26 protein-coding genes and 1 other annotated feature are annotated in these 26,203 nt (G+C 71.8%); of the genes, 18 read left to right on the forward strand and 8 right to left on the reverse strand.

Translation table 11 applies throughout. The annotated features are described in order from the left end of the window. Positions 1-20: 20 nt before the first annotated feature. Positions 21-1,403 carry an amidohydrolase gene (locus EOE48_RS00625; RefSeq protein ID WP_127726840.1) on the reverse strand — a complete coding sequence of 461 codons (1,383 nt, stop codon included), beginning with the start codon at positions 1,401-1,403 and terminating at the stop codon, positions 21-23. Between the two features lie 73 nt (positions 1,404-1,476). Further along, complete coding sequence (locus tag EOE48_RS00630) at positions 1,477-1,884, reverse strand: DUF2000 family protein (protein ID WP_127726841.1); 408 nt, start codon at positions 1,882-1,884, stop codon at positions 1,477-1,479. Between the two features lie 202 nt (positions 1,885-2,086). On the opposite strand from EOE48_RS00630, the gene EOE48_RS00635 reads away from it, so the two are divergent. Then, on the forward strand, positions 2,087-3,304 hold the full coding sequence (locus EOE48_RS00635; RefSeq protein WP_127726842.1) for a CoA transferase: 1,218 nt from the start codon (positions 2,087-2,089) through the stop codon (positions 3,302-3,304). Between the two features lie 73 nt (positions 3,305-3,377). On the opposite strand, the gene EOE48_RS00640 is transcribed toward EOE48_RS00635, so the two are convergent. After that, positions 3,378-4,217 carry an AraC family transcriptional regulator gene (locus tag EOE48_RS00640; protein WP_127726843.1) on the reverse strand — a complete coding sequence of 280 codons (840 nt, stop codon included), beginning with the start codon at positions 4,215-4,217 and terminating at the stop codon, positions 3,378-3,380. Positions 4,218-4,424: 207 nt separating this feature from the next. Between EOE48_RS00640 and pyk the strand changes: the two genes are divergently transcribed. From pyk to EOE48_RS00655, 3 genes are all read left to right on the forward strand, one after another. Continuing rightward, complete coding sequence (gene pyk, locus EOE48_RS00645; protein ID WP_127726844.1) at positions 4,425-5,855, forward strand: pyruvate kinase; 1,431 nt, start codon at positions 4,425-4,427, stop codon at positions 5,853-5,855. A gap of 82 nt (positions 5,856-5,937) precedes the next feature. Further along, positions 5,938-6,273, forward strand: a complete 336-nt coding sequence (locus EOE48_RS00650) for a hypothetical protein (RefSeq protein ID WP_246153878.1) — start codon at positions 5,938-5,940, stop codon at positions 6,271-6,273. A 66-nt stretch (positions 6,274-6,339) separates the two neighbouring features. Continuing rightward, complete coding sequence (locus EOE48_RS00655; RefSeq protein ID WP_127726846.1) at positions 6,340-7,701, forward strand: PepSY-associated TM helix domain-containing protein; 1,362 nt, start codon at positions 6,340-6,342, stop codon at positions 7,699-7,701. A gap of 87 nt (positions 7,702-7,788) precedes the next feature. Here the strand turns inward: EOE48_RS00655 and EOE48_RS00660 are convergent, their stop codons facing one another. Continuing rightward, positions 7,789-7,974 (reverse strand): leucine-rich repeat domain-containing protein, encoded by a 186-nt coding sequence (locus EOE48_RS00660; protein ID WP_127726847.1) that lies wholly within the window; start codon positions 7,972-7,974, stop codon positions 7,789-7,791. Between the two features lie 98 nt (positions 7,975-8,072). On the opposite strand from EOE48_RS00660, the gene EOE48_RS00665 reads away from it, so the two are divergent. Next, positions 8,073-9,301, forward strand: a protein-coding gene (locus tag EOE48_RS00665; RefSeq protein WP_127726848.1) for an IS3 family transposase whose coding sequence is annotated in 2 segments (ribosomal slippage) — positions 8,073-8,361 and positions 8,361-9,301 — 1,230 coding nt in all. Because the reading frame shifts where the segments join, the coding sequence is not laid out codon by codon here. Further along, positions 8,354-8,470: a sequence feature (AL1L pseudoknot), on the forward strand. (Overlaps the previous gene by 117 nt.) 36 nt (positions 9,302-9,337) lie before the next feature. On the opposite strand, the gene EOE48_RS00670 is transcribed toward EOE48_RS00665, so the two are convergent. Next, positions 9,338-11,659 (reverse strand): leucine-rich repeat domain-containing protein, encoded by a 2,322-nt coding sequence (locus tag EOE48_RS00670; protein ID WP_127726849.1) that lies wholly within the window; start codon positions 11,657-11,659, stop codon positions 9,338-9,340. 83 nt (positions 11,660-11,742) lie between these two features. On the opposite strand from EOE48_RS00670, the gene EOE48_RS29045 reads away from it, so the two are divergent. From EOE48_RS29045 to EOE48_RS00715, 10 genes are all read left to right on the forward strand, one after another. Then, a complete protein-coding gene (locus EOE48_RS29045; RefSeq protein WP_187371276.1) occupies positions 11,743-11,907 on the forward strand; it encodes a hypothetical protein in 165 nt (54 codons plus the stop codon). 178 nt (positions 11,908-12,085) lie between these two features. Then, positions 12,086-12,604: a DUF3280 domain-containing protein gene (locus tag EOE48_RS00675; RefSeq protein WP_127726850.1), complete on the forward strand. Its 519-nt coding sequence runs from the start codon at positions 12,086-12,088 to the stop codon at positions 12,602-12,604. Beyond that, positions 12,604-13,302, forward strand: a complete 699-nt coding sequence (locus EOE48_RS00680; protein ID WP_127726851.1) for a (5-formylfuran-3-yl)methyl phosphate synthase — start codon at positions 12,604-12,606, stop codon at positions 13,300-13,302. The genes EOE48_RS00675 and EOE48_RS00680 overlap by 1 nt, the downstream gene beginning before the upstream one ends. A gap of 9 nt (positions 13,303-13,311) precedes the next feature. Then, complete coding sequence (locus tag EOE48_RS00685; protein ID WP_246153879.1) at positions 13,312-13,929, forward strand: amino acid kinase family protein; 618 nt, start codon at positions 13,312-13,314, stop codon at positions 13,927-13,929. Beyond that, on the forward strand, positions 13,926-15,398 hold the full coding sequence (locus EOE48_RS00690) for a DUF6513 domain-containing protein (protein WP_127726852.1): 1,473 nt from the start codon (positions 13,926-13,928) through the stop codon (positions 15,396-15,398). The genes EOE48_RS00685 and EOE48_RS00690 overlap by 4 nt, the downstream gene beginning before the upstream one ends. Positions 15,399-15,402: 4 nt before the next feature. Continuing rightward, positions 15,403-15,999, forward strand: a complete 597-nt coding sequence (locus EOE48_RS00695) for a DUF447 domain-containing protein (protein WP_127726853.1) — start codon at positions 15,403-15,405, stop codon at positions 15,997-15,999. A gap of 103 nt (positions 16,000-16,102) precedes the next feature. Further along, a complete protein-coding gene (locus tag EOE48_RS00700) occupies positions 16,103-16,642 on the forward strand; it encodes an SRPBCC family protein (protein ID WP_127726854.1) in 540 nt (179 codons plus the stop codon). Then, positions 16,639-17,583: a YncE family protein gene (locus EOE48_RS00705; RefSeq protein WP_246153880.1), complete on the forward strand. Its 945-nt coding sequence runs from the start codon at positions 16,639-16,641 to the stop codon at positions 17,581-17,583. Before EOE48_RS00700 ends, EOE48_RS00705 begins: the two co-directional genes overlap by 4 nt. A gap of 73 nt (positions 17,584-17,656) precedes the next feature. Further along, complete coding sequence (locus EOE48_RS00710; protein WP_127726855.1) at positions 17,657-18,628, forward strand: hypothetical protein; 972 nt, start codon at positions 17,657-17,659, stop codon at positions 18,626-18,628. Further along, positions 18,625-19,902 (forward strand): leucine-rich repeat domain-containing protein, encoded by a 1,278-nt coding sequence (locus EOE48_RS00715; protein ID WP_127726856.1) that lies wholly within the window; start codon positions 18,625-18,627, stop codon positions 19,900-19,902. The genes EOE48_RS00710 and EOE48_RS00715 overlap by 4 nt, the downstream gene beginning before the upstream one ends. A gap of 60 nt (positions 19,903-19,962) precedes the next feature. Here the strand turns inward: EOE48_RS00715 and EOE48_RS29050 are convergent, their stop codons facing one another. Both EOE48_RS29050 and EOE48_RS29055 read right to left on the reverse strand, forming a co-directional pair. Then, positions 19,963-20,100 (reverse strand): hypothetical protein, encoded by a 138-nt coding sequence (locus EOE48_RS29050; protein WP_187371277.1) that lies wholly within the window; start codon positions 20,098-20,100, stop codon positions 19,963-19,965. A 127-nt stretch (positions 20,101-20,227) separates the two neighbouring features. Continuing rightward, positions 20,228-20,374, reverse strand: a complete 147-nt coding sequence (locus EOE48_RS29055) for a hypothetical protein (protein WP_187371278.1) — start codon at positions 20,372-20,374, stop codon at positions 20,228-20,230. 292 nt (positions 20,375-20,666) lie between these two features. On the opposite strand from EOE48_RS29055, the gene EOE48_RS00720 reads away from it, so the two are divergent. The 3 genes from EOE48_RS00720 (at position 20,667) to EOE48_RS00730 (ending at position 23,865) form a co-directional block, all read left to right on the forward strand. Then, positions 20,667-22,115 (forward strand): amidase, encoded by a 1,449-nt coding sequence (locus EOE48_RS00720; RefSeq protein WP_127726857.1) that lies wholly within the window; start codon positions 20,667-20,669, stop codon positions 22,113-22,115. A gap of 102 nt (positions 22,116-22,217) precedes the next feature. Continuing rightward, positions 22,218-23,486, forward strand: coding sequence for a PQQ-dependent sugar dehydrogenase (locus tag EOE48_RS00725; RefSeq protein WP_127726858.1), 1,269 nt, complete (start codon positions 22,218-22,220; stop codon positions 23,484-23,486). 58 nt (positions 23,487-23,544) lie between these two features. Then, a complete protein-coding gene (locus EOE48_RS00730) occupies positions 23,545-23,865 on the forward strand; it encodes a c-type cytochrome (protein WP_127726859.1) in 321 nt (106 codons plus the stop codon). A gap of 28 nt (positions 23,866-23,893) precedes the next feature. On the opposite strand, the gene EOE48_RS00735 is transcribed toward EOE48_RS00730, so the two are convergent. Beyond that, positions 23,894-26,152, reverse strand: a complete 2,259-nt coding sequence (locus EOE48_RS00735; protein WP_246153881.1) for a TonB-dependent siderophore receptor — start codon at positions 26,150-26,152, stop codon at positions 23,894-23,896. Positions 26,153-26,203: the final 51 nt, after the last annotated feature.

The following is a 26,203-nucleotide window of genomic DNA, read 5'->3' on the forward strand; positions in this document are numbered from 1 at the left end:
CTCCCGGCCCACCCCAGGTCTCACGCCATGCCGGTCGCGTCGGCCACGAGGTGCAGGGTCGCCCGCAGCCCGGCCATCAGCCCGCTCTCGTCGACCCGGAAGCGCGGCGAGTGGTTCGGCGCCGCCGTCGCCGGGTCGGTGCCGGGCGGCGTGATGCCGACGAAGTAGTAGAAGCCCGGCGCCTCCCGGGCGAAGTACGAGAAATCCTCGCTCGCCATCACCGGGTCGATCCGCCGGGCCCTGTCGCCGAACAGGCGCGCCAGGGTCGGGGCGCAGCGGTCGGTCAGGGCGGCGTCGTTCTGCACCGACGGGTAGCCGTTGCGGTCCCAGGTCACCTCGGCCCGGCCGTTCATGCCGGCGGCGATCGACTGCGCGATCTCGCCGACCCGGCGCCGGATCGTCGCCCGCTGGCCCTCGTCGAAGGTGCGCAGCGTCCCTTCCAGCTCGGCGCCCTGCGGGATGATGTTGTTGCGCACCCCGCCCCGGAAGATGCCGACGCTGAGCACCGCCGGGTTGCGCACGATGTCGGTCTCGCGGCTGACCACGGTCTGCAGCGCGGTGACGATCGCCGAGCCGATCACGATCGGATCGACCCCGTTCCACGGCATCGCGCCGTGGGTCTGACGCCCGGTGACCGCGATGCGGAAGCGGTCGCTCGCCGCCAGGGTCGGGCCCGGGCGGTAGCCGACCTGCCCGGCCGGCAGCGCGCTGACCACGTGGAGGCCGAACACCATGTCGGGCTTCGGGTCGCGCATCGCGCCCTCTTCCACCATCAGGCGGGCGCCGGCGGGGCCGTCGCTCATCACGCCCTCCTCGGAGGGCTGGAACAGCAGCTTGATCGTGCCGGGCAGGCGCGCCCGCCGGGCGGCGAGCACCTGGGCCGCCGCCATCAGGATCGCGACGTGGCAATCGTGGCCGCAGGCGTGCATCACCCCGACCTGCTGGCCGCCCCATTCGGTCTTCACCGTCGAGGCGAAGGGCAGGTCGACCTCCTCGGTGACCGGCAGCGCGTCCATGTCGGCGCGCAGGGCCACGACCGGGCCGGGCCCGCCGCCGCCCGTCAGCACCGCGACGAGGCCGGTGCGGGCGACGCCCTCGCGCACCTCGTAGCCGAGGCCGCGCAGGTGGGCGGCGACCAGGGCGGCGGTGCGGTGCTCGCGGTCGCCGAGTTCAGGATGGGCGTGGATGTCCCGCCGCCAGCCGATCATCGCCGCCTCGACTTCCGCCGCCGCGCGGTCGAGGTCGCCGTGGACCGGCCGCGCCGGCGGCGGCGCCTGGGCGTCGGCGACCGCCGGCAGGAACGCCAGGGCCGCGCAGGCGCAGGCCCGCTTCAGCAGGGTGCGGCGATCGGAGGAGACCGCCTCCGCCCGGAACCCGTTCGCCGCGCGCAATCTGGTCCGCATCGTCGCCTCCCGCCGGTCCGGCCGCCGCCTGACGCAGGGTAGGACCGACCGGGCTGAAGCGGAAGCGCCGACCTCACGGGTGCAGCCTCGCGCCCTTCACCGCCTTGTCGACGTCCTTGCGCGGCCCCCGCAGGGCGAGGCCGACGAGGTCGGGTGCCTCCGCCGGCTCGGCCCGGAAGGCGTCGCGGTTGGCCGCGTCGTGCCCGGTCGCGAACATCGCCCGCACGTAGGCGGCACAGGTCAGGCCGCGCTCGCCCGCGATCCGGTGGGCGCGGGCGAGGTCGCCGGGGTCGGCGGCGAAGATCAGCATCGGCTGGCCGAGCAGCCGGGCGAAGACCCGTCCCGCCGCGTCCTCGTAGGGCTCGCCCATCGCCTCGGGCGCCGCCCCGGCGATGCCGGTCGCCAGGAACGCCGTCACGTTCAGTTTCTGCCAGGGTGCGAGATCCCCTGCGACCAGGATCGCCACCTTCGTCTCGAACATTCGCCGCTCCCGTGCCGATGGAGGGTGCGGATTAGCCGGGGCGGGAGCCGGCGTCTGGAACGTCCGTGCGCGGGGCGGTGTCGGCGGTGCGCTCCGCAAGCAGTGAGACGCGGTCTTTACGGCAGCCTCCGCGCTCGTAAGCTCGGGCCGCCGACACGGACAACGATCGCATCGCTCGCAGAAGCCGTGCGGGGAGGACGACATGGTCAAGATCCTGGCGGGACTGCGCATCGTCGAGGGGTCGGCCTTCGTGGCGGCCCCGCTGGCCGGCATGACGCTGGCGCAGATGGGCGCGGACGTGATCCGCTTCGACCGCATCCGCGGCGGGCTCGACCACGCGCGCTGGCCGGTGACCGAGCAGGGGCGCAGCCTGTTCTGGGCCGGGCTGAACAAGGGCAAGCGCAGCCTCGCGGTCGACATGGCGACGCCCCGCGGCCAGGAGGTCGTGACCCGCCTCATCTGCGCGCCCGGCGAGGGCAACGGCATCTTCCTCACCAACCTGCGCGTGCGCGGCTGGATGGACTACGACGCGCTGCGCCGACACCGCGAGGACCTGATCATGATGTCGGTGACCGGCGACCGCCACGGCGGGCCGCAGGTCGACTACACGGTCAATCCGGCGGTGGGCTTTCCCGGCGCCACCGGGGCGGAGGGCTCGTCCGAGCCGGTCGGGCACGTGCTGCCGGCCTGGGACTGCATCACCGGCCAGCAGGCCGCCCTCGGCATCCTGGCGGCCGAACGCCACCGCCGCCTCACCGGCCGCGGCCAGGTGGTCGAGCTCGCGCTCAAGGACATGGCGCTCGCCATGCTGGGCAATCTCGGCATCATCGGCGAGGTGACGGTGAACGGCGTTGACCGCCCGAAGGTCGGCAACGCGCTCTACGGCGCCTACGCCCAGGACTTCACCTGCCGCGACGGCGAGCGGGTGATCGTGGTGGCCCTGACACCGCGGCAATGGGACAACCTCCAGGCCGCCACCGGTACCACGGCCGAGATGGCGGCGCTGGCCGCGCGGCTCGGCGCCGACCTGCGGCACGAGGGGGAGCGCTACCGCCACCGCCACGGCATCACGGCGGTGCTGGCTCCCTTCTTCGCGAGCCGGCGGCTCGACGAGTTCGCGGGCGACTTCCAGGCCCGAAGCGTGACGTGGTCGCGCTATCGGTCGTTCCGGCAGGTCGTCGAGGAGGATCCGGACTGCTCGACCGACAACCCGATGTTCTCCCGCTTGGATCACCCGGGCATCGGCGCGTACCTCACACCCGGCAACCCGATCGTGTTCTCGGACGTGGAGCGCGTGCCGCCGACCCGCGCGCCGAGCCTGGGAGAGAACACCGACGAGATCCTGGCCGAAATCGGCTACAGCGACGGAGAGGTTGCTCGCCTGCACGACGACGGGGTGGTGGCCGGACCGCGCCCGTAACGGCCGCGACGCCGGACGCCGTCGTCTTGCCGAGCGAAGAGCCTCCGCCGGGCGTGAGCTGCTCCTCGGATGGTCAAGACGACGGTTCCGCGCGCGAGAGAGGATCCGCGCCACCGGCCCGGTACGCCGCCGGGGTGACCCCGTAGGCCCGCCGGAACCACCGGCCGAGATGGCTCTGGTCGGCGAAGCCGCAGGCGGCGGCCACCGCGGCCGGAGTCTCGCCGGCCTTCAGGCGGCGGCGCGCCTCGACGAGGCGGATCTGGACGAGATAGGCGTGGGGCGAGGTGCCGTAGGCCGCCCGGAAGGCGCGGACGAGCTGGAACCGGTCGGCGGCGCCGGCCTCCCGCGCCAGGGCGTCGGTGCCGGGGTCCTCGGCGAGGCCGGCATGCAGGCGATCGCGTGCGCGCTGTGCGACCGCCGGCTGCCGGACCGGCGCCTCCGGTCCGGGGACGGCGCCGAGATGGCGGCACAGCCCGGCGCGCACCGCGTCGAGGGCGGCCTCGCGGGCGAGGCGCGGCCCCGGCCCGGCAAGGCCGCGGCAGGCCCGCAGGATGGCCCGCCCGAGGGCGGGATCGTCCGACAGGGTGGCGCGGAAGCCGCCGCGGGCCGGCGGCAGCGGTCCGTCGCGGCCGAGCCACGCCTGCGGCAGGTACAGCATGGCGTAGGAGAACCCCTCCGGCGTCACCGCCTGCCCGTCATGCGCCTCCCCGGGCTCGATCAGGATGACGCGCCCGGCGGTGCTGCGCCGGCGCGCCCCGCGGCAGAAGAAGTCCTGTACCCCGTGGCCGGTGACGCCGACGAGCCATTCGTCGTGGCGGTGCAGGTCGTAGGCGTGGCCGGAGAACCGTGCCTCGACCGCCTCGATCCCGGAATCGGGATCGCGCGTCAGGCGGAGGAAGTCGGGGCCGGGCATCGGGCGAGGGTAGCACGGGTGCCGGTCCGGCGGGAGCACGGCCCGCGCCGGCGGGCCCGGTCCGCGCTACCGGAATCCTGGCCGTGCCCTATCTTGCCCGCGGGACCGCGGCCGCCCCGGCCCTGCACGGCGACCGCCCCCTCGGTCGTGCCCGTCGTCCCGTCGCGGCCCCACGCCCGGCGACCGATGCGGAGGAGAGGACACCCCATGCGCCGTCACCGCCACGCCAAGATCGTCGCCACCGTCGGCCCCGCCAGCGCCTCGCCCGAGCGGCTGCGCGCCCTGTTCCTGGCCGGGGTCGACACCTTCCGGCTCAACTTCTCCCACGGCAGCCACGAGGACCACGCCAAGGTCTACGCGGCGATCCGGGCCATCGAGGACGAGACCGGCCGGCCGATCGGCATCCTCCAGGACCTCCAGGGGCCGAAGATCCGCATCGGGACGCTGGCGGGCGGACGCCTCGACCTCGCCCTCGGCGACCGCATCCGCTTCGTGCCCGGGGGCCGCGCCGGCGGCGCCGACGCGATTCCGCTGCCCCACCCGGAGATCTTCGCCTCCGTGGCGCCGGGCCAGGACCTGCTGATCGACGACGGCCGCGTCCGGGTGCGGGTGGTCGGGCTCGGCGACGACGCCATCGAGGCCGACGTGGTCACCGGCGGCACCATCTCGGACCGCAAGGGCGTCAACCTGCCCGGCACCGTTCTGTCGCTGTCGCCGCTGACCGAGAAGGACCGGGCCGACCTCGCCTTCGGCCTCGACCTCGGGGTCGACTGGGTCGCGCTGTCCTTCGTCCAGACGCCCTCCGACATGATCGAGGCCCGCGGCCTGATCCGCGGCCGGGCCGGGCTGATCGCCAAGATCGAGAAGCCTTCGGCGCTGGAGCACATCGACGACATCATCCGCCTCGCCGACGGGGTGATGGTCGCCCGCGGCGACCTCGGCGTCGAGCTGCCGCCCGAGGACGTGCCGGGCCGCCAGAAGGAACTGGTCCGGGCCTGCCGCCACGCCGTCAAGCCGGTGATCGTCGCGACCCAGATGCTGGATTCGATGGTCGCGGCCCCCTCCCCGACCCGGGCCGAGGCGTCCGACGTCGCCACCGCCGTCTACGACGGCGCCGACGCGGTGATGCTGTCGGCGGAATCGGCGGTCGGCCAGTACCCGATCGAGGCGGTCTCGATGATGGACCGGATCATCCGCCGCACCGAGCAGCACCGGCTCTACCGCTCCCTGGTCCAGGCCACCGAGCCCGACGTGGAGGACACCCCGCCCCACGCGGTCGCGGCCGCCGCCGCCGGGCTCGCCGACGCCATCTCGGCCAAGGCGGTGGTCGCCTTCACGCTGAGCGGCACCACCGCCGCCCGCATCGCCCGCCGGCGGCCGGACGTGCCGATCCTCGCCACCACCCCCGACCGTGCGGTGTCGCGCCGGCTGTCGCTGTACTGGGGCGCCCACAGCGTGATCTCGGAGGACGTCGCCTCCTACGAGGCGATGGTCGCGCGAGCCGAAGAGGTGGCGCAGCAGGAGGGCTTCGCCCAGGCGCCGGACCTCGTCGTCGTCGTCGCCGGCATCCCGTTCAAGACGCCGGGCACCACCAACAACCTGCGGGTGGTGGAACTCGGCCGCTCCGGCGCGGCCTGACCGCGTCGCGGGCGCGTTGACTCCGGTCGGCGGCGGCTCCTATCACCGTCCCATGCGCCGCCTCCGGCACCAGCCACTTCCCGTGAGCGCGATCATCGCGGTGATCGCGCTCTACGCGCTGGTGCTGCGGGTCTTCCTCGGCGGGCTGGCGCCGACCGACGTCGTGCCGGCCGCCGAGGTGATCTGCGCCCACGACGACGCCGGCGCGCCCCTCGGCAAGGATCCGGCCTGCCCGCAGCACGCCTGCTGCGTCGCCGCCCAGGTCGTGCCGCCGGTCTCGTCGCCCGCCCTCGACGCCGTCACGGTGGCGTGGCCGCTGCGCCGGGTCATCGCCGCGCTCCGCCCGGCCTCCGAGGCGCCGCCGGCCCGGGCGCCGCCCCGCCCCCGCCCCGATCCCCGAGGTCCCCCGCTCGCCTGACCGATCCGCCGTTCCGGTCGCTTCCCTCGCGCCCGGCCCGATCGCCCAGACCCGGACCTCTCCTCCATGTCGACTCTCGCCCGAGGCCTCGCGCGCCCGTCGCCCGATGCCGTCTACCGCGCCGTGTGGCGCTGGCACTTCTATGCCGGCCTGCTCTGCCTGCCGTTCCTGATCCTGCTCTCCACCACCGGCGCGCTCTACCTGTTCAAGGACGAGATCACCGCCGCTCTGTTCCCTCGCCGCACGGTGGTCGCGCAGCACGCCGCCGCGCCGCTCTCGCCCGACCGGCTGATCTACATCGCCGCGCAGGCGGTGCCGGACGGGACCCCGGTGACCTATCTCGACCCGGCCGGCCCGACCGCGCCGGCCGTCGTCACCCTGGCGGGCGGGGTCGCGAAGACCCTCGTCACCCTCGACCCGTGGACCGGCGACGTGCTCGACCGCACCCGCGCCGACCGCGAGCCGATGGCGGTGGTGCGCCGCCTGCACAGCCTGTCGTATTTCGGGCCGGTGGCGAACGGCGTCATCGAGGTCGTCGCCGGCTTCACCCTGATCCTGGTCCTGACCGGGGCCTACCTGTGGTGGCCGCGCCGGCAATCGGGGGGCGTGGTCACCGTGCGCGGCACGCCCCGGCGCCGGGTGTGGTGGCGCGACCTCCACGCGGTGACCGGCCTCGTCGCCGGGACCGGGCTGTTCTTCCTCGCCGCCACCGGCCTGCCGTGGTCGATCCTGTGGGGCCAGGAGTTGCGCGCCCTGTCGAACCGCGCCGGCCTCGGCCAGCCGGAGGCATTGTGGGCCGGCGTTCCGGTCTCGGCGGTGCCGGCGGGCGCGGTTCTCGATCAGGCCGGCTGGGCGCTGGAGGCGGCGCCGCTGCCGCGCTCGCAGCCGCGGGACGCCGCCCCCATCGGCATCGACCGCGCGGCCGGAATCCTGCGCGACCTCGGCATGCCGGCGGGCTACGAGCTGTCCCTGCCGGTCGGCGAGACCGGCATCTACGCCGCCGCGGCCTATCCTCGCGACGTCACCCGCCAGCGGATGATCTCCCTCGACCAGTACAGCGGCCGGCCGCTCGTCGACGTGCGTTTCGGCGAGATCGGCCCGGTCGGGCGGGCGATCCAGTACGGCATCGGGATCCACAAGGGCGAGCTGTGGGGGCGGGCCAATCAGTTGGCGATGCTGGCCTTCTGCCTTGCCACGATCCTGCTCGCGGTCACCGCCGGGGTGATGTGGTGGAAGCGCCGCCCCGCCGGCGGCCTCGGCGTGCCGCCCTGGCCGCACGACCGCCGCGCCGCCGTCACCGTCACGCTGATCGTCGCGGGCCTCGGCGCGCTGTTCCCGCTGACCGGCTTCGCGATCCTGGCGATGATCCTGGCGGATGCCGCCGGCCAGGGCGTCGCCCGCTGGCTGCGGGCGCCGGCGGCGGCGTGAGGTGGGGGGCGGCCCGGGCTTCCTCACGGCCACGGCCGGCCGTTGCCCGCCGGGCGTTCTGCTGCGTGGACCGAAGTCGGAAGGACGTCAGCGGCGGGAGGCGAGTCGCTTCCGGTGGCGGGGAGGTTTCGCCTTGTTCAGGTCGTGCAGGATCTGAAGGTTGGTGAGGCCCGCCAGGGGCGACAGGTCGCTGACCTGTGTGTTCATCAGATAGAGGCTCTGGAGGCTGGTGAGGCCCGCCAGGACCGACAGGTCGCTGACCTGTGTGTTCATCAGATCGAGGCTCTGGAGGCTGGTGAGGCCCGCCAGAGGCGACAGGTCTGAACCGCCCCGGGTTTCCCGGAGGCTCCAACTTCTGAGAGGATGGAGCCATGACGAAGCGAACAAGCCCGTTTTCCCCCGAGGTGCGCGAGCGTGCCGTGCGGATGGTGCGCGAGCACGAAGGCGAGCACGGCTCGCAATGGGCAGCGATCCAGTCGATCGCGGCCAAGATCGGCTGCTCGGGCGAGACGCTGAGGAACTGGGTTCGCCAGTCTGAGCAGGATCAGGGCGTACGTCCTGGCCAGACGACGGACGAGCGCGAGCGGATCAAGGCGCTTGAACGTGAGAACCGCGAGCTGCGCCAGGCCAACGAAATCCTGCGCAAGGCGTCGGCATATTTTGCCATGGCGGAGCTCGACCGCCGGTCGCGGCCATGATCAGCTTCATTGACGATCATCGGGAGATCTACGGGGTCGAGCCGATCTGCAGGGTACTGCCGATTGCCCCGTCGACCTACTACGTGCATGCCGCCCGGCGTGCCGATTCCGAGAAGCAACCGGTTCGTGCTCGCAGCGAAGCCGCGTTGATGATCGAGATAAAGCGCGTGTTCGAGGCCAACTTCTGTGTCTACGGTGTACGCAAGATCTGGCGGCAGCTGGCCCGGGAGGGGATCGTGACCGCTCGATGCACGGTGGCGCGGCTGATGCGCCGATTGGGCTTGGCGGGGGTGGTGCGTGGCAGGACCGTGCGCACCACGATCCCCGACCCGGCTGCTGCCTGTCCGCTCGACCGGGTCAACCGCCACTTCAAGGCTCCCCGACCGAACGCCTTGTGGGTCAGCGACTTCACCTACGTAGCGACGTGGTCGGGCTTCGTGTACGTGGCGTTCGTCATCGATGTGTTCGCCCGGCGCATCGTCGGCTGGCGGGCCTCACGCAACGCTCACGCGAGCTTCGTCCTGGATGCCCTGGAGCAGGCCCTGCACGAGCGTTGTCCCGTTCAGGGCAGCGGACTGGTGCATCACTCGGACCGCGGCTCGCAATACTTAGCTCTACGGTACACCGAGCGCTTGGCTGGAGCAGGGATCGAGCCGTCGGTCGGCAGCGTCGGCGACAGCTACGACAACGCCTTGGCGGAGACGATCAACGGCTTGTTCAAAGCGGAGGTGATCCATCGGCGCGGGCCGTGGCGTTCCTTCGAGGCGGTCGAGTACGCCACCCTGGAGTGGGTCGACTGGTACAACAACCGTCGCCTCCTCGCGCCAATCGGCAACGTCCCTCCCGCCGAGGCCGAAGCGCGCTATCATACCCACGTCCGCGACCAAGCCTTGGCCGCCTGACCCAAGACAAACAGCCTCCGAAAAACCCGGAGCGGTTCAGTCGCTGACCTGAGTGCCGCTCAGAGTGAGGCTCTGGAGGGTGGTGAGGCCCGCCAGGACCGACAGGTCGCTGACCTGTGTGTTCCTCAGATCGAGGCTCTGGAGGGTGGTGAGGCCCGCCAGGACCGACAGGTCGCTGACCTGTGTGTTCCTCAGATCGAGGCTCTGGAGGGTGGTGAGGCCCGCCAGGACCGACAGGTCGCTGACCTGTGTGCCGCTCAGATCGAGGCTCTGGAGGGTGGTGAGGCCCGCCAGGACCGACAGGTCGCTGACTTGTGTGCCGCTCAGATCGAGGCTCTGGAGAGTGGTGAGGCCCGCCAGGGGCGACAGGTCGCTGACCTGAGTGCCGCTCAGATCGAGGCTCTGGAGGGTGGTGAGGCCCGCCAGGACCGACAGGTCGCTGACCTGAGTGCCGCTCAGATCGAGGCTCTGGAGGGTGGTGAGGCCCGCCAGGGGCGACAGGTCGCTGACCTGTATGTTCATCAGAGTGAGGCTCCGGAGGGTGGTGAGGCCCGCCAGGACCGACAGGTCGCTGACCTGTGTGTTCATCAGAGTGAGGCTCTGGAGGGTGGTGAGGCCCGCCAGGACCGACAGGTCGCTGACCTGTGTGTTCCTCAGATCGAGGCTCTGGAGGCTGGTGAGGCCCGCCAGGGGCGACAGGTCGCTGACCTGTGTGCCCATCAGATCGAGGCTCCGGAGGGTGGTGAGGCCCGCCAGGACCGACAGGTCGCTGACCTGTGTGCCGCTCAGATCGAGGCTCTGGAGGGTGGTGAGGCCCGCCAGGGGCGACAGGTCGCTGACCTGTGTGTTCCTCAGATCAAGGCTCTGGAGGGTGGTGAGGCCCGCCAGGGGCGACAGGTCGCTGACCTGTGTGTTCATCAGATAGAGGCTCTGGAGGGTGGTGAGGCCCACCAGGGGCGACAGGTCGCTGACCTGTGTGCCCATCAGATCGAGGCTCCGGAGGGTGGTGAGGCCCGCCAGGAGTTTCAAATCATCGAGTTGCGTGAAAGCGAAGTTCAGATCGTGAAGGAAGGGCCGCCATTCGGCCGGCGGCGCGCGACCCTCCAGGATCATCGCGCGGGCCTGTGCCTCCACATCATCCGGCACCGGCTGCGCCGGTGCTCCCGGAAGCGCCGCGCGGGCACCCGCCGGTCCCTCCTCCACGAACAGCCGCAGCGCGTGCCGCAGGTCGTCCGGCCACGACGCGGACAGGGCGTCCACCTCCGCCTTCCCTGCCGCGAGCATCGCCCGCGCCGTCTCGGCGCGACCCGCGCGATCCGGATCGGCCTCGGTTCCAGGCAGGCGGGCGAGGGCCAGGGCTTCGGCCCCGGCGAGGATCAGGTTGCCGGTATGGCCCACCGCCCGGGCGCCGGCCTTGGCGCCCTGGAAGTCGTCGGGTGCAGCGGTGTCGCCGAGCAGGCCGAGTTCGGCGGCGTCGCGGTCGGTGATGGCCTTCCTGTCCCGGGCGACGCGGGCGAAGTCGCGGGCGGGCTGAAAAAGATCCTCCCGGGCGAGGAACCGGCCGGCAGCATCGTCCAGCGCCGCCACGGTCGGGAAGCCGCGCAGCCACGGCGCGGCGAGGCGCACGAGGTCGGTGAGCAGGCCGTGGAGGTCGGCGTCGAGGGGCTCGTCGTGGCGGCCGGGATCGTTCTGGAGGCGGGTGTCGGTGTCGAGGAAGCGGCCGAGGCGCAGCAGCGCCGCGTAGGCCTCGCCGAGCTGGTCGAGCACGGCTTGCGGCTCGCCCTGCACGATGGCGCACAACATCTCCGCCGTCGCCGGCAGGGGCTTCCAGGTGCGCGAATTGCCGAGCCGTCGCGCCTCCCCGGCCAGATCGGCGGCGGCGGCACAGATCGCCCGCTGCAATTGCCGCCGCACCGGATCGGCCGCGGCGCGGGCATCGGTCGGGCGCCTCGTGCGGTCGAGGGTGAAGTGGTCGCCCTCGGGAATCCAGAGCCCGCCGGCCGGGTCGCGCTTCGCCCGGGCGACGACCAGGGCCGCCTTCTCGTGCCGCGCGGCGAGGAAGGCTTTGCGCAGGGCCTCGCGGGCATCAGCGTGGCGGGGGTTGCCCTCCGGCCCGAACAGGGCGCGCAGGACCGGCTCGATTGCGTCGGGCAGCGCCGTGCCCTTGCGCCAGTTCGAGACCGTGCGGGGCGAGACGTAGTCGTTGTCGCGACCGCTCGGCACCTCGCGGGCGAAGCCAGCGTCGGTCCACGGCTCGCCGGCCGAGCGGGCCGGGCGCGTCCCCCCGCTCAGGTGCCCCGCCAGCAACGCCGCGAAGCGCCCTTGGGCACTGTCAGGCTCCGCGGGTTTGCGGGGCATTGCGGGACCGTGCGGGGGAGAGCCTCAGCATTGCGGTCAGGATGGCGTGAATGAGGAGCCGGAGCAACCAGAGGAATCCCGAGATGACCGGCCCCCACGACCTCGACCACCACCGCCGCTGCTATGCGGGGCTCGCGACCGCCTATGTCGCGATCGTCCTTCTGTATGCCGCTCACGGCGACATGGCCCACGCCGCCTGCGTCCTCGCCGTGGCGCTGATCTACGCCGCCCTCTCGCTCGCAGCGTGAGAGGGTGACCTCGCTAGGAGCCGGCAGGGACCTCCCCGCCCTGCCGCTCGTTTGGCGCCCTCGCAGGCCGTGCGGTGCAGCCCGGGTTGCCGCCCCGCCCGCCCCACCCGAAAGTCCAACCCGCCGCCCGCGCCCCCCGCCGTTGCGCCCCGCCGGAGCCTCGTGCAAGGGTCCGGCGATGGTCGCCCCCCGACTCCTGCCCCTCCTCTGCGCCCTGCTGCTGCCGGGGCCGGTCCTCGCGGCCGGGGAGCCGGTCAAGGCGGCGTTGTTCCCGGTCGAGCTGCTGGAGCCGGGCGTCGTCGTCGCCCGCCCGCTGCGGCCCGACGAGACCCGCCGCCTCGGCCTCGCCACCGAGGAACTGCGCCGGCAGATCGACGCGAACGGCGCCCTCGCCCCCGTCGATCTCGCCCCGCAGGCGGCCCAGATCCGCAAGGACGCGCCGCTCTACAAGTGCGAGGGCTGCGCCGAGCGCATCGCCCGCGAGGCCGGCGCCGCGGTCGCGGTCTACGGCTACGTCCAGCGCAACACCAATCAGGTCCTCAACGTCACCATCACGATCACCGACACGGCGAGCGGCAAGGTGCTGCGCGGCGGGCAGGCGGTCATCAGCGGCGACACCGACGAGACCTGGCGCCACGGCGTGCGCTGGGTGGTGAAGAACCGCCTCCTCGCCGAGCCGCTGCCGGACCGCTCGTGATGCCGCCCGCCGATTCCCGCCGGGTGCGCCTCCTCGTCAGCGTCCGCGACCCCGCCGAGGCGGCCCTGGCCCGCGCCGCCGGCGCCGACCTCGTCGACGCCAAGGATCCCGCCCGCGGCGCCCTCGGCGGCCTGCCGCCGGACGAGACCCGCGCCGTGATCGCCGCCGCCGCCGGCGGGCCGACCAGCGCCGTCGCGGGCGAGCCCGCCTCCGGGGAGGAAGCCGCCGCGATGCTGGCCGCTCTCGCGGGATGCGGCGCCGACTACCTCAAGATCGCGGTGCCCCCCGGGCTCGACCCGGCCGTCCTGCGCCTGCCCGTCGTGCCCCCGGTGATCGCCGTGCTGTTCGCCGAGGACGGGCCAGACCCGGCCATCGTGCCCGTCCTTGCCGCAGCGGGGTTTTCCGGCGCGATGATCGACACGCGCGTGAAGGACGGGCGCCGCCTTACCGACCACCTCGCCCTGCCGCAGCTTGCCGCCTTCACCGACGCCTGCCGGCGGGCCGGCCTGCTCTCGGGCCTCGCCGGGTCGCTCCGCCTCGACGACATCCCGGCCCTCGCGGCCCTGGCACCGGGCTATCTCGGCTTCCGTGGCGGGCTCTGCGCCGGCGCCGACCGCCGCGGCGGCCTCGATCCGGCCCTGATCCGCGCGGCGGCGCGGCGCCTCGCCGCGGCGCCCGCCGACGCCGCGGCGGCGTAGAACGCCGCGATGGTGCGCGACCTCACCGTGGTGAAGATCGGCGGCAGCCTCGTGGCCGAGAGCGGCCGGCTGCGCGGCCTCCTGTGCGCCCTCGCGGACGGCGCCGAGGGCCCCTGCGTCGTCGTGCCGGGCGGCGGCGGCCTCGCCGACGCGGTGCGGGCGGCCCAAGGAGCGCTCGCCTTCGACGATTCCCTCGCCCACCGCCTCGCCCTCTCGGCGATGGCCGGCATGGCCCGGATCTTCGCCGCCCTCGAACCGCGGCTCTCCGTGGCGACCGATCCGGCCGTGGCCCTGGCAGCGGGCGGGATTCCGGTCTGGGACCCCTCCCCGCTCCTCGACGGGCATCCCGACATCCCCGAGACCTGGGACGTCACCTCCGACAGCCTCGCCCTCTGGCTCGCGGCGGACCTGCGCGCGGCCCGCTGCCTGATCGTCAAGTCCGCCGACCCGCCGCGGGACGACCTGCTCGACGCGGCCTTCCCGCTCTTCGCGGCGCGGTTCGACGGGGACATCCTGGTGCGAGGACCCGGCAAGGAATGGCTGCGCGCGGGCGCTGCCCGCACCCGCCGGGCGCCGCCCGGACCCGCCGGGGGCACGGCCCCCGGGCCCCGGGAGTGCGCGGCGTGAGCGAGCACCTCGTCTTCGTCACCGGCAAGCTCGCCCGGGCGCGGCTGGAAAAGGTCGCCGCGACCCTGCCCAAGGACCGCTTCACCTGGAGCATCGCCGATGCCGGCGTGAAGGTCGCGGCGCTGATGACCGAAGAGATCATCCGCCGCCGCATCGCCGTGCCGGAGGGCGCCACCCGGATCATCCTGCCCGGCCGCTGCCGCGCCGACCTCGACGCCCTCTCGCGTCATTTCGGCGTGCCGGTCGAGCGCGGCCCCGACGAGATCATCGACCTGCCGGCCCATCTCGGCCTCGCCGGCCGCACCCTCGACCTGTCGCGGCACGACCTGACAATCTTCTCGGAGATCGTCGATGCCTCGCGGCTGACGCCGGAACAGATCCTGGCCCGGGCCCGCGACCTCGCCCGCCGCGGCGCCGACGTGATCGATCTCGGCGGCCTGCCCGACACCCCCTTCCCCCATCTCGAGGACACGATCCGCCTGCTCAAGGCCGAGGGACTGGCGGTCAGCGTCGATTCGTTCTCCCGCGACGAGCTCGCCCGCGGCGCGAAGGCCGGGGCCGACTACCTGCTCAGCCTCAGCGAGGACACGCTGGACCTCGCCTTCGAGACCGGCGCCGTGCCGGTGGTGGTGCCGGTGCGGCCCGACGACCTCGATTCCCTCGACCGCGCCATCGACCGGATGCGGCGCGCCGGCCTGCCCTTCCTCGCCGACCCGATCCTGGAGCCGATCCATTTCGGCTTCGCCGCCTCCTTGGTGCGCTACCACGAGATCCGCCGCCGCCATCCCGACATCGAGATGATGATGGGGACTGGCAACCTCACCGAGCTGACAGAGGCCGACAGCGTCGGCGTCACCGCGCTGCTGGTCGGACTCTGTTCGGAACTGGCGATCCGCAACGTGCTGATCGTGCAGGTCTCCAACCACACCCGCCGCACCGTCGAGGAGCACGACGCCGCCCGCCGCGTCATGTACGCCGCCCGCGCCGACGCGGCGCTCCCCAAGGGCTACGGCCGGCAGTTGCTCAGCCTGCACGACAAGCGCCCCTACACCCTGACGCCCGACGAGATCGCGGGGCTGGCCGCCGAGGTCCGCGACCCGAACTACCGCGTCGCGGTGGCCGAGGACGGGGTCCACATTTACAACCGCGCCGTTCACGCCACCGGCACCGACGCGATGGCGTTCTTTCCGCAACTCGACGTCGCCGGCGACGGCGCCCACGCCTTCTATCTCGGCGGCGAACTGACCAAGGCCGAGATCGCCTGGCGCCTCGGCAAGCGCTACGTCCAGGACGAGCCCCTCGATTGGGGCAGCGCCGTCGATGCGGTTGCCGAGGACACCACCCGGTTCAAGCAGGCCGGCCACACCCGCCACAGCGGCGACCGCGCCGCCGAGGATCTCCCCCCGACGAACACGCCGGCGGCCGGGCGGGTCGTCTGCGGCGTCGTCGTGCCGGACGAGGCGGAGTGAGCCGGTGCCGCTGATCCTCGAAACCATCGTGACGACGCAAGGCCCGGACGGCGCCCTGCACCTCGTGCCCTTCGGACTCATTCAGGAGGGCGAGGATTACGTCGTCGCCCCGTTTCGGCCCTCTCCGACGATCCTCAACCTGGAGCATTCGCCCTACCTCGCCGCCGCCGCCCCCGCCGACATCCGGGTCATCGCCGGCTGCGTCACCGGCCGGCGCGACTGGCCGACCCTGCCCTGCACCCGCATCCCCGGCCGCCGCCTCGCCGACGCCTACGGGCACAGGGAGCTGGAGGTGGTCGAGACCCGCGACGACCCGGTGCGCCCGCGCTTCCGCTGCCGGGTGGTCCACGAGGAGGCCCACCGCGTCGTCGCCGGCGACAACCGCGCCAGGGCCGCGGTGCTGGAGGCCGCCATCCTGTCGACCCGGCTGCACATGCTGGCGCCCGAGAAGGTCGCAGCCGAGATGCGCTACCTCCACATCGCCGTCGCCAAGACCGCCGGCGCGGCCGAGCGCGAGGCGTGGTCCTGGGTCGAGGACAAGGTCGCCGCGGCGCTCGGCTGGGGAGAGGCCGAGAGGCTGCCCGTCCCCGACGATCCCTGATCGTCCGTTCGTTCGATGACGATCCGTGATCGTCCATTCGTTCACTATCCGCCGGGGGCGCACCGCCCCATCTTGCCGGCGGAAAAAGGAAGGAGACGCCTGAATGAAGCTCGTGATCGGGGGCGCCCTCGCGGCGCTCGTCGCCCTGGCGCCGTTGGCGGCGCAGGCGCACGGCCCCTCGCGCAAGAAGGTGGAGGAGAAGATCACCATCAACGCCCCGCCCGAGAAGGTCTGGGCCGTGGTCGGCAACTTCCAGGACATGAGCTGGCTGCCGCCGGTCGAGAAGACCACCGGCCAGGGCGGCAACGAGATCAAGGCGACCCGCACCCTCACGCTGAAGGGCGGGGCGACGGTGGACGAGGAGCTCTACAAGTACTCGGCCGAGAACCGCAGCCTGTCCTACCGGATCAACAAGGTCGACGTGAAGACCCTGCCGGTCAACAACTACTCGTCCACGATCAAGGTCGAGCCGGCCGACGGCGGCCAGTCGACCGTGACCTGGGACGGCGCGTTCTACCGCGGCTACATGAACAACGACCCGCCGCCGGACCTCAACGACGAGGCGGCGATCAAGGCGGTGAAGGGCCTCTACCAGGACGGGCTGCAGGGCCTGAAGGCGAAGATCGAGAAGGGCAACTCGTGACGGGCCGCGCGGCCCGGATCCTCGGGCCGCTCCTGGTGCTCCTGGCCGCGCTCCCGGCCCGGGCCGAGGAGGCGTTCGTCACCGCCCAGAGCGCCGAGGTGGTCGAGGTCGTGGACCTCGACGCCCGCAAGGTGGTGGCGACGATCCCGGTGCCGGGCGCGCCCGCCGGCATCGCCCTCTCGCCCGACCGGACGCGGGCCTACGTCACCGCCCCCGAGGCCAAGGCGCTGGCGGTGATCGACACCGCCGCCCGCACCGTGACGAAGACCCTGGCCCTCGGCGGCGGCCCGCTCGGCGTCGGGGTCAACCCGGTCTCCGGCGCGGTCTACGTCGCCGACTGGTACGCCAAGCGCCTGTGGGTGGTCGATCCGACGACGCTGGCTGTGGCGGGCGAGATCGTGGTCGGCACCTCGCCCTCCGGCATCGCCGTCACCGGCGACGGCCGGTTCCTGCTCGCCGCCGACCGCGACGACGACGCGGTCTCCCTCGTCGACACCGCCACCGGCCGGCGCCTCGCGGCGATCCCGGTCGGCACCCGCCCGTTCGGAGTCACGATCGATGCCGAGGGGCGGCGCGCCTACACCGCCAATGTCGGCTCGAACGACGTCTCGGTGATCGACCTCGCGGCGCGAAAGGAGATCGCCCGGGTCCCGGTCGGTGAGCGGCCCTACGCGGTGGCGCTGACCGGCGGGCGCGCGTTCGTCACCGACCAGTACGGCGGCACGGTCAGCACCTTCGACACCGCCACCCTGGCGCCCGGCCCGCGCATCGCCGTCGGCGACTACCCCGAGGGCATCGCGGCGAGCCGCGACGGCCGCCGGATCTACGTCGCCAACTGGGAATCGAACACGCTGAGCATCATCGACACCGCGACCCTGACGGTCGTCGGACAGGTGAAGACCGCGGACGGGCCGCGGGCGTTCGGGGATTTTTTAAAGTAGACGGCGCCGGATCCGGCGTCTTGCGGGAGACTGCGGCGGCCCCTAACCTCAAGGTTGCCGCCGGAGCCCCGCGATGACCGACGCTGCCCATCCCGACTCCGACGACGGCCGGTTCGACAAGGGCGGCGAGGCCGACGACCCGCCACCGCGGCCTCTCGCACTGGCCCACCTGCAATTGTCGCCGATCGAGAACAAGCCGGCGCGGCGGTTCCAACTCCGCCTCACCCTCGCCTGCAACATCGACACGATCGACGGAGCCGATGCCTCCTACGAGTTGCGGCTTCGGCAATGCCATGTCCATCTGGTGATGCAGAATTGCACGCTGGATTACCGCTCGGCCTATTCCTGGACCCTGCCCGGGGAAGTTTTTTCCGGGACTTCCACGGAAACGTCGCGGAAGGCGGCGTCGCGGCGCGGCGAAGCCGCCGCCGAGGCCGGGCTGGCCGGCAAGTTCTTCGGCCATCTCGGCGTCAAGGGTTCCGGCAAGATTTCGGCCCAGCGCAGCTCGGGGCAGACCGCGGAGGAGTCCTTCACGTCGCAGCACTCGCTTCAGATCATCGGCTTCATCGGCGAGAGCTGGTTCGTCGGTGACCAGTTCCGGGGCGATCCCCGGCATGGCGGCTACCTGCGGGAGCGGTACTTTCACGAGCGTGGCAACGACCCGCTCTGTGCCGTCGACGTCAAGCCCGGCGCTGCCCTGGCCACGGTCACGGCGGAAGTCCGCGTGCGGATGGGGCAGCTCGATGGCTATCTTCTCGACCCTCTCGGTCGACCCAAGCGGGAGATCGGCGCCGGGGAAGCCGAGGACATCGCTCGAAGCCTGAAGGACCGGCTGAGCGGGATGGTTGTCGGCAAGACCCTGCGCGCACAGCAGGCCGACCGCTATCCCGATCTGCCGCCCAGCGTCTTCGTTCTGGCGACGGACGTGGTGCGGGCGCACATGCCGCGGGAGCGCACCACGGCACTCTCGGCGCCAGTCCTGCCTGCCATTCCCGCGGGGCTGCCGACACGAACGACGCGGCGCCAGAGCAAGTCAAAGCCGTGAGCTTCGCACCCGACGATCCGCTGTGGGCGACCCTGGCGGCGATCGAGGCCGAGCCGAGCGGCCAGTTCCGTGATCTCGTTGCTGCCGCCCGTCTCGATCCGGCGACCGATTTCCGCGGAGCGGATCTATCGGGCTGGCCGCTTGCGGGGGCGGACCTGTCCGGATTCGATTTCACCGCTACGGATCTGCGTGGAACCGGGCTGCGCCACGCGGTGCGTTGGGAAGGGCTCGTGCTAGCTGAGGCCGATCTCGATCCGGCGGATCGAGTGTGGTGGGAGAGGCTCGGGGGTCGATCAGACCCGCCGTCCCAACCGCCTCCCGACTTCTCCCTTGAGGCTGCGCACGAGATGATCCTCGCCGGGCAGGCGCCTCCGCCGGAGTGGCGGCCTTGGATCACGTCACTCAATTTTTTCCGTGCAGATCTGAGCGATCTGACGCCGCTTGCGGGCCTGAGCCGGCTGAAGAACCTCATCGTGGGCAGCACGTCGGTGCGCGATCTGACGCCGCTTGCGGGTCTGAGCCGGCTGACAAGCCTCGACGTGAGCCGCACGTCGGTGCGCGATCTGACGCCGCTTGCGGGTCTGAGCCGGCTGACAAGCCTCGACGTGAGCCGCACGTCGGTGCGCGATCTGACGCCGCTTGTAGGCCTGAGCGGGCTGGCGAGCCTCGACGTGAATTACACATCGGTGAGCGATCTGACGCCGCTTGCGGGCCTGAGCGGGCTGACGAGCCTCGACGTGAGTTGCACGTCGGTGCGCGGTCTGACACCGCTTGCGGGCTTGGTCGGGCTGACGCGCCTCGACGTGAGCCGCACGTCGGTGAGCGATCTGACGCCGCTTGCGGGCCTGAGCGGGCTGACGAACCTAGACATGAATTACACGTCGGTGAGCGATCTGACGCCGCTTGCGGGCCTGAGCGGGCTGACGAACCTAGACATGAATTACACGTTGGTGAGCGATCTGACGCCGCTTGCGGGCCTGAGCGGGCTGACGCGCCTCGACTTGAGCGGCACGCCGGTGAACGATCTGGCGCCGCTTGCAGACCTAAGCGGACTGACGCGCCTCGACTTGAGTCGCACGTCGGTGCACGATCTAACGCCACTTGCGGGCTTGAGCGGGCTGACGCGCCTCGACGTGAGTCGCACGCCGGTGCGCGATCTAACGCCGCTTTCGAGCGCGTGCCGCCTGACAATATTTATGGATAATGATGTCATAAAATATAAATTGCCGCCGAACAAATCGGGGCAGATGATAGAGCTTATACCATTATCTTGACGCCTTTGCCGGCGTCCAGAGCGGTGGATCAGAACCAAACCGACCGCCACCTCGATGTCCTCACCCCTCCGGATGCCGCTCGCGCCAGCGCGGGCCGGGGCCGCGCATGTAGTGCAGTTCGGGCCGGTACGGGTCGGTGAGCGCGGTCGTCAGGGTCTGCCAGACCCGGGCGATGCGGCCGAGGAACGCGGTCGGCATCCAGTCGTCTCCTGCGCGGCGATGCGGTCCCGCCATCCCGAGCACGCAGCATGCCGCCGCCCGGTTGCCGGACCGTTGACGCAGGATCCCCTACCCGAGGGGCGGTTTCGCGGCCGGATCGGGGCGGCTAGATCACGCCCGCGAGAGCGAGCGCCCCGGCGGCGATCACCGCCAGCATCGCGCCCCACAGGTCGAGCGGCACCGATTGCCACAGGGCCGGCGCGGTCTCGGCGGCGGCGGGCCGGGCGGCCCGCATCGGGGCGGTGTGGCGCATGTCGTCCTCCCGAAGCGGCCGTGCCGGCCGTCGACGTTCCATCCCGGGCACCCGTCTGCGCGGGCCTCCCTCCACCGATCTACACGCGCCTGCCCAAGTTGACGACAGGCCTTGATGAGTTCGTCGGCAATTCCACGGCAGCCGACCGCTCAAACTTGCGCCCATGCGCAAGCATTGCCTCATTGCGATGCAGTCGCGGCGTCCGTGGACGGTGCGGAGGGCTGCATCCGGCGCCCTTGCTCCCGCGGCCCCGGCCGTGCTCGGTTGCGTCGCAGTCCCGAAGGAGCCGCCGATGACCACCCCGACCGACCTCGTGACGATGCGTGCCGGCGACCTCGCGGCGGCGATCCGCACGAAGCGGGTCTCGGCCCGGGAGGTGATGCAGGCCCATCTCGACCGGATCGCCCGGCTCAACCCGGCGGTGACCGCGATCGTCGCCCTGCGCGACCCCGACGCCCTGCTCGCCGAGGCCGACGCGGCCGACCGCGACCTCGCCGCCGGGCGCCTGCGCGGGCCGCTCCACGGCCTGCCGCACGCGGTCAAGGACACCGCGCCGGCCCGCGGCCTCGTCACCACCCTCGGCTCGCCGCTGTTCCGCGACACCGTGCCGGCGGTGGACGCCCCCCACGTCGCCCGCCTGCGCGAGGCCGGCGCGATCCTGATCGGCAAGACCAACACGCCGGAATTCGGCCTCGGCTCGCACAGCTACAACCGGGTCTACGGCACCACCCGCAACGCCTACGACCCGTCGCGCAGCGCCGGCGGGTCGAGCGGCGGCGCTGCGGCGGCCCTCGCCCTGCGGATGGTGCCGCTCGCCGACGGCAGCGACTTCGGCGGCTCGCTGCGCAACCCGGCCGCCTGGAACGGCGTGCTCGGCCTGCGCCCCTCCGCCGGCCGGGTTCCGGCGCGCACCGACGAGGTGTTCCTGCCCGAACTCGCCGTCACAGGGCCGATGGCCCGCAACGTCGCCGATCTCGGCCTGCTGCTCTCGGTCCAGGCCGGCTACGACCCGCGCACGCCGAACTCGCTCGCCGACGACCCGGGCGTCTTCGCCGATCCGCGCCCGCGCGACCTCGCCGGCCTGCGCATCGGCTGGATCGGCGACTGGGGCGGCCATCTGCCGTTCGAGCCCGGCATCCTCGACCTGTGCGAGCGGGGTCTCGCCGTGTTCGAGGCGCGCGGCGCGCGGGTCGAGCCGCTGGTGCCGGACTTCGACCCCGCGGCGATCTGGCGGTCCTGGCTGGTGCTGCGGCACTGGCTCGTCGGCGCCTCGCTCGCTCCGCACTGGCGCAAGCCCGAGACGCGGGCCGAGCTGAAGCCGGAGGCGGTGTGGGAGATCGAGGGCGGGCTGAAGCTCGACGCCTTCGCGGTCCAGTCCGCGAGCGTCACCCGCAGCGCGTGGTGGAGAACCGTCTGCGACCTGTTCGAGCGGTTCGACGTGCTCGCCCTCCCCTCCGCCCAGGTGTTTCCGTTCGACGCCGGGCTCGACTGGCCGCGCAGCATCGCCGGCCGGCCGATGGACACCTACCATCGCTGGATGGAGGTGGTGGTGGCGGTGACGCTGTCGGGCTGCCCGGCGCTCAGCGTGCCGGTCGGGCTCGGGCTCGAGGGTTTGCCGATGGGGATGCAGCTCGTCGCGCCGAACCGCGGCGAACTGGAACTCCTGCGCATCGCCGCCGCCTACGAGGAGGCCACCGGCTTCGACCGCGTCGTGCCGCCGCTGGCCGGCGGACCGGTTTAGACCCGACGCCCGTCTTGCCCCCGGCCGGGGCCGGGTTCATACATTTCGGGACGCGAAGCTCGGCCGCGATTGAATCGGCCGGCAGCAATCCGGGAGGACACGATGAAGCCATTGCTGATGGCCCTGCTCGCCGCCGTGGCGGTGCCGGCCGCCGCCCTCGCCCAGCAGGAGGCCGGCGACACCAAGGCCAAGGTCGACAACCTGGAGAAGCTCCAGGGCTTCAAGCCGACCGGCGTCGCCGAGCCGCCGCCGATCCCGCAGACCGGCCGGCGCGCCGACGCGATCAACCGCACGCTGCAGAAGATCAAGGTCCCGGACGGGTTCAAGATCGAGCTCTACGCCGTGGTGCCCGACGCCCGCGGCCTCGCTGTCGGCCCCAATGCCGGCGTGGTCTTCGTCGGCACCCGCAAGTCGAAGGTCTACACCGTCACCGACCGCGACAAGGACCGGGTCGCCGACGAGGTCAAGGTCTTCGCCCCCGGCCTCGACTTCAAGATCCCCAACGGCGTCTGCTTCTCCCGCGACGGGGTGCTGACGATCGCGGAGCAGAACCGCGTCCTGGCGTTCCCGGCGGCCGAGTTCTTCTACGAGAGCCCGGACGTCGCCGCCGCCGTGGTGGTCAAGCAGGGCGAGCTGATCCCGCCCTCCGAGGAGAGCTACAATCACACCGCCCGGATGTGCCGCATCGGCCCTGACGGCAAGCTCTACGTCTCCCTCGGCCAGCCCTACAACGTGCCGCCGAAGGAGAAGGCCGACCTCTACGCGAAGACCGGCATCGGCGGCATCATCCGCATGGATGCCGACGGCAAGAACCGCGAGGTCTACGCCACCGGAATCCGCAACTCGGTCGGGATGGACTTCGCCCCCGACAAGACCCTGTGGTTCACCGACAATCAGGTCGACGGCATGGGCGACGACCAGCCGCCGGGCGAGCTGAACCAGATCACCAAGCCGGGCCAGAACTTCGGCTTCCCGTGGTACGGCGGCGGCGCGGTGCGCACGGTCGAGTACAAGGACGCCACGGTCCCGGCCGACGTCGTGCCGCCGAAGGCGGAGCTCCCGCCCCACGCCGCCGATCTCGGCATGATCGTCTACAAGGGCCGGTCGTTCCCGGAGAAGTACCGCGGCGGCGTGTTCACCGCCGAGCACGGCTCGTGGAACCGCACCACGCCGATCGGCGCCCGGGTGATGTACGTGCCGGTCAACAAGGACGGCACCGCCGGCAAGCCCGAGCCGTTCGCCGAGGGCTGGCTCACCGCCGACGGCGAGTATCTCGGCCGCCCCGTCGACCTCGCCACCCTGCCGGACGGCTCGCTGCTGGTCTCCGACGACACCGCCGGCGCGATCTACCGCATCTCCTACGAGAAGTAGGTTTTCGGGTTTTCGGAAGGCGGGGCTCCGGTCCCGCCTTCCTTCGCGGGAACACCCCATGATCCTCCGTCTCGTCCCCCTCGCCGTCCTGCTCCTCGCGCCCGCGCTCGCCCAGGCCGGCGACGCCAGGGCCGGCCGCGCCAAGGCCATCGCCTGCCAGGCCTGCCACGGCCTCGACGGCGTCTCGAAGCTGCCCGACGCGCCGAACCTGTCCGGCCAAGTCGAGCCCTACCTCGTCAAGGCGCTGACCGAGTTCCGCGACGGCACGCGCAAGAACGAGGTGATGTCGGTCGCCGCCCAGGAGCTCACCGACGCCGACATCGCCAACCTCGCGGCCTATTACAGCGGCATCCAGGTCGAAGTGATCCCGCCGGGGTGAGGGACGGGTCCTTGCGGGCCCGGCGGACCTACCAGCGATAGGTCAGGGTTCCGAACACGCTGCGGCGGAACCCCTCGAAGACGTAGCCGCTGTAGAAGCCCGCGGTGTAGTAGCGCCGATCGAACAGGTTCGTCGCGTTGACCGACAGGATCGCACCCTTCCAATCCGGGTTGAGCCGCGCGAGATCGTAGCTGATCGACGCGTCGACGACGGCGTAGGACGGGATGTCATCGACGTTGGTCGCATCCGTCCGCGAGCCGATGTAACGCACGCCGGCGCCGGCGCGGAGGCCGCCGAGCGGCGACCCGAGCGGGAAGGCGTAGTCGGCGAAGAGCGAGACCGTGTTGGCCGGGGCGTTGGGCAGGCGGTTGCCGATGAGCCTCTGGTTCGTGTCCTTCGTGACCTTCGTGTCGAGATGGGAGTAGCCGAAGACGAGGTTGAAGCCGTCGAACAGGCTGGCCTTGCCCTCAAGCTCGAACCCCTTCGCCACGGCCTCGCCGGTCTGGATGAAGAAGCCCGGGTTGCGCGGGTCGGCGAGCGGGATGTTGGTCTGGGTGATGTCGAAATACGAGGCGGTGAAGAGCGCGTTGGTGCCGAGGGGCTGCCACTTCACGCCGCCTTCGATCTGCTTCGCCTCGCGCGGATCGAGGGCCGCCCCGCCGGCGCGCTGACCCGCGATCTGCGGGTTGAAGGAGGTCGAGTAGGACACGTAGGGAACCACGCCGGCATCGAACTCGTAGCCGAGGGCGACGCGGTAGCTCAGGGCGGAGAAGTCCTGCTTGCTGACCGTCGTCCGGTTCAAGGCCGGCAGCGGGATGTTCGGGTAGGTGGTCACGGTATCGATCTGCTGATCGACCCAATCGTTGCGCACGCTGCCGGTGAAGATGAAGCCGTTCCACTTCATCTGATCCTGGAAGTAGGCACCGATCTGCTGCTGCGTGGCGCGCGACGCGATGTTCGTCCGGTCCGGGAAGGTGAAGCCGTAGTTGTAGACCGGATTGTAGAGATCGATCAGCCGCGTTCCGGCAGCCGCCGGATAGCCGAGCGGGAAGGTGCGCGCATCGTTGCGGTGGTAGTCCTGGACGTCGACCCCGAAGACGACGTTGTGCCTGATGCCGAAGGTGTCGAATTGGCCTTCGACGTGGTTGTCGGCCAGGATGCCGTAGCTCGACTGCCGGCGCAGGTACGGGACGACCGCCACCGAGAGGAACCCCGGCGGCGAGAAGCCGGGAACGGCGCCGACGACGTCGGCCTTGGTCGAGGCCTCGTAGATCCGGAACGCCGAGTGGAACAGCCATCCGGGCGCAAACGAATGGTCGAGGATGTAGCCGATCTCCTTGTTCTCAAGGAGGAAGGTATTGAAGTTCGGCTGGCCGACGAAGACGTTTCTCGGATAGAAGCCGCGGACGCTCGGGATGATCGAGCCGACGATCGGCAGGCTCTGCTCGGAGCCGCCACCGCGGAACTCGGCGTATTTGGCGAGCACGGTGAGCGAGGTGTCGGCATCCGGCCGCCACGTGATCGCTGGCGCGATGAAGGTGCGGTCATCGGGCGTGTACCGGACCTGGGTGTCGGAGTTGCGGATCAGGCCGGTCAACCGATAGGCGAAGTCCGGCGCTCCCTCGACCGGCCCGGACAGGTCGAAGCCGGCCTGGATCCGGTTGCGGTTGCCGCCCTGGATGAAGACTTCGTTGAACGGCGTGAAGGTCGGGCGCTTGGACACCAGGTTGATGATGCCGCCGGGCTGCCCGGCGCCGTAGAGCACCGAGATCGGGCCCTTGATGACGTCGATGCGCTCGTAGGCGTAGGGCTCGACATTCTGGTCGAACGAGTTGAAGCCGTAGCGCAGCCCGTCCTCGTAGACGTTGTCGAAGTTGTTGGCGCCGAAGCCGCGCAGGACGAAGGTCGGGCCGCCCTGGCCGGCCGGATAGTCGATCGCCTGGACGTTCGGCGTATAGGCCACCGCGGTGTTGAGATCCTGCACGCCGCGGACGTCGAGTTCCTCGCGGGTGATGACGCTGACGGTCGCGGGCGTCTCCAGGATCGAGTCGTTGCCCTTCATGCCCGCCGTCGAGCGGGTGGCGACGAAGCCGGTCGTCCCGAAGGTCGGGTTCTGGGCCGCGACGGAGATCTCGTCGAGAGCGATGGCGCCACCATCCATGGGCTGGGCCTGGGACGGCGTATTGGAGGCGCCGGGCGGCTTCGACGCCTGGGCCCGGGCATCCCGCGGGCCGGCCGTGAGGGTGGCGATCGCAACCCCCGTCACCAGAGCCACGCGCACGCCCATGCCTGCATGATCGGCCCAGTGAGTCCAACGCATCGAGCAGCCCCGGCAGAG

The sequence above is a fragment of the Methylobacterium oryzihabitans genome, from assembly GCF_004004555.2.
Lineage (GTDB): Bacteria > Pseudomonadota > Alphaproteobacteria > Rhizobiales > Beijerinckiaceae > Methylobacterium > Methylobacterium oryzihabitans.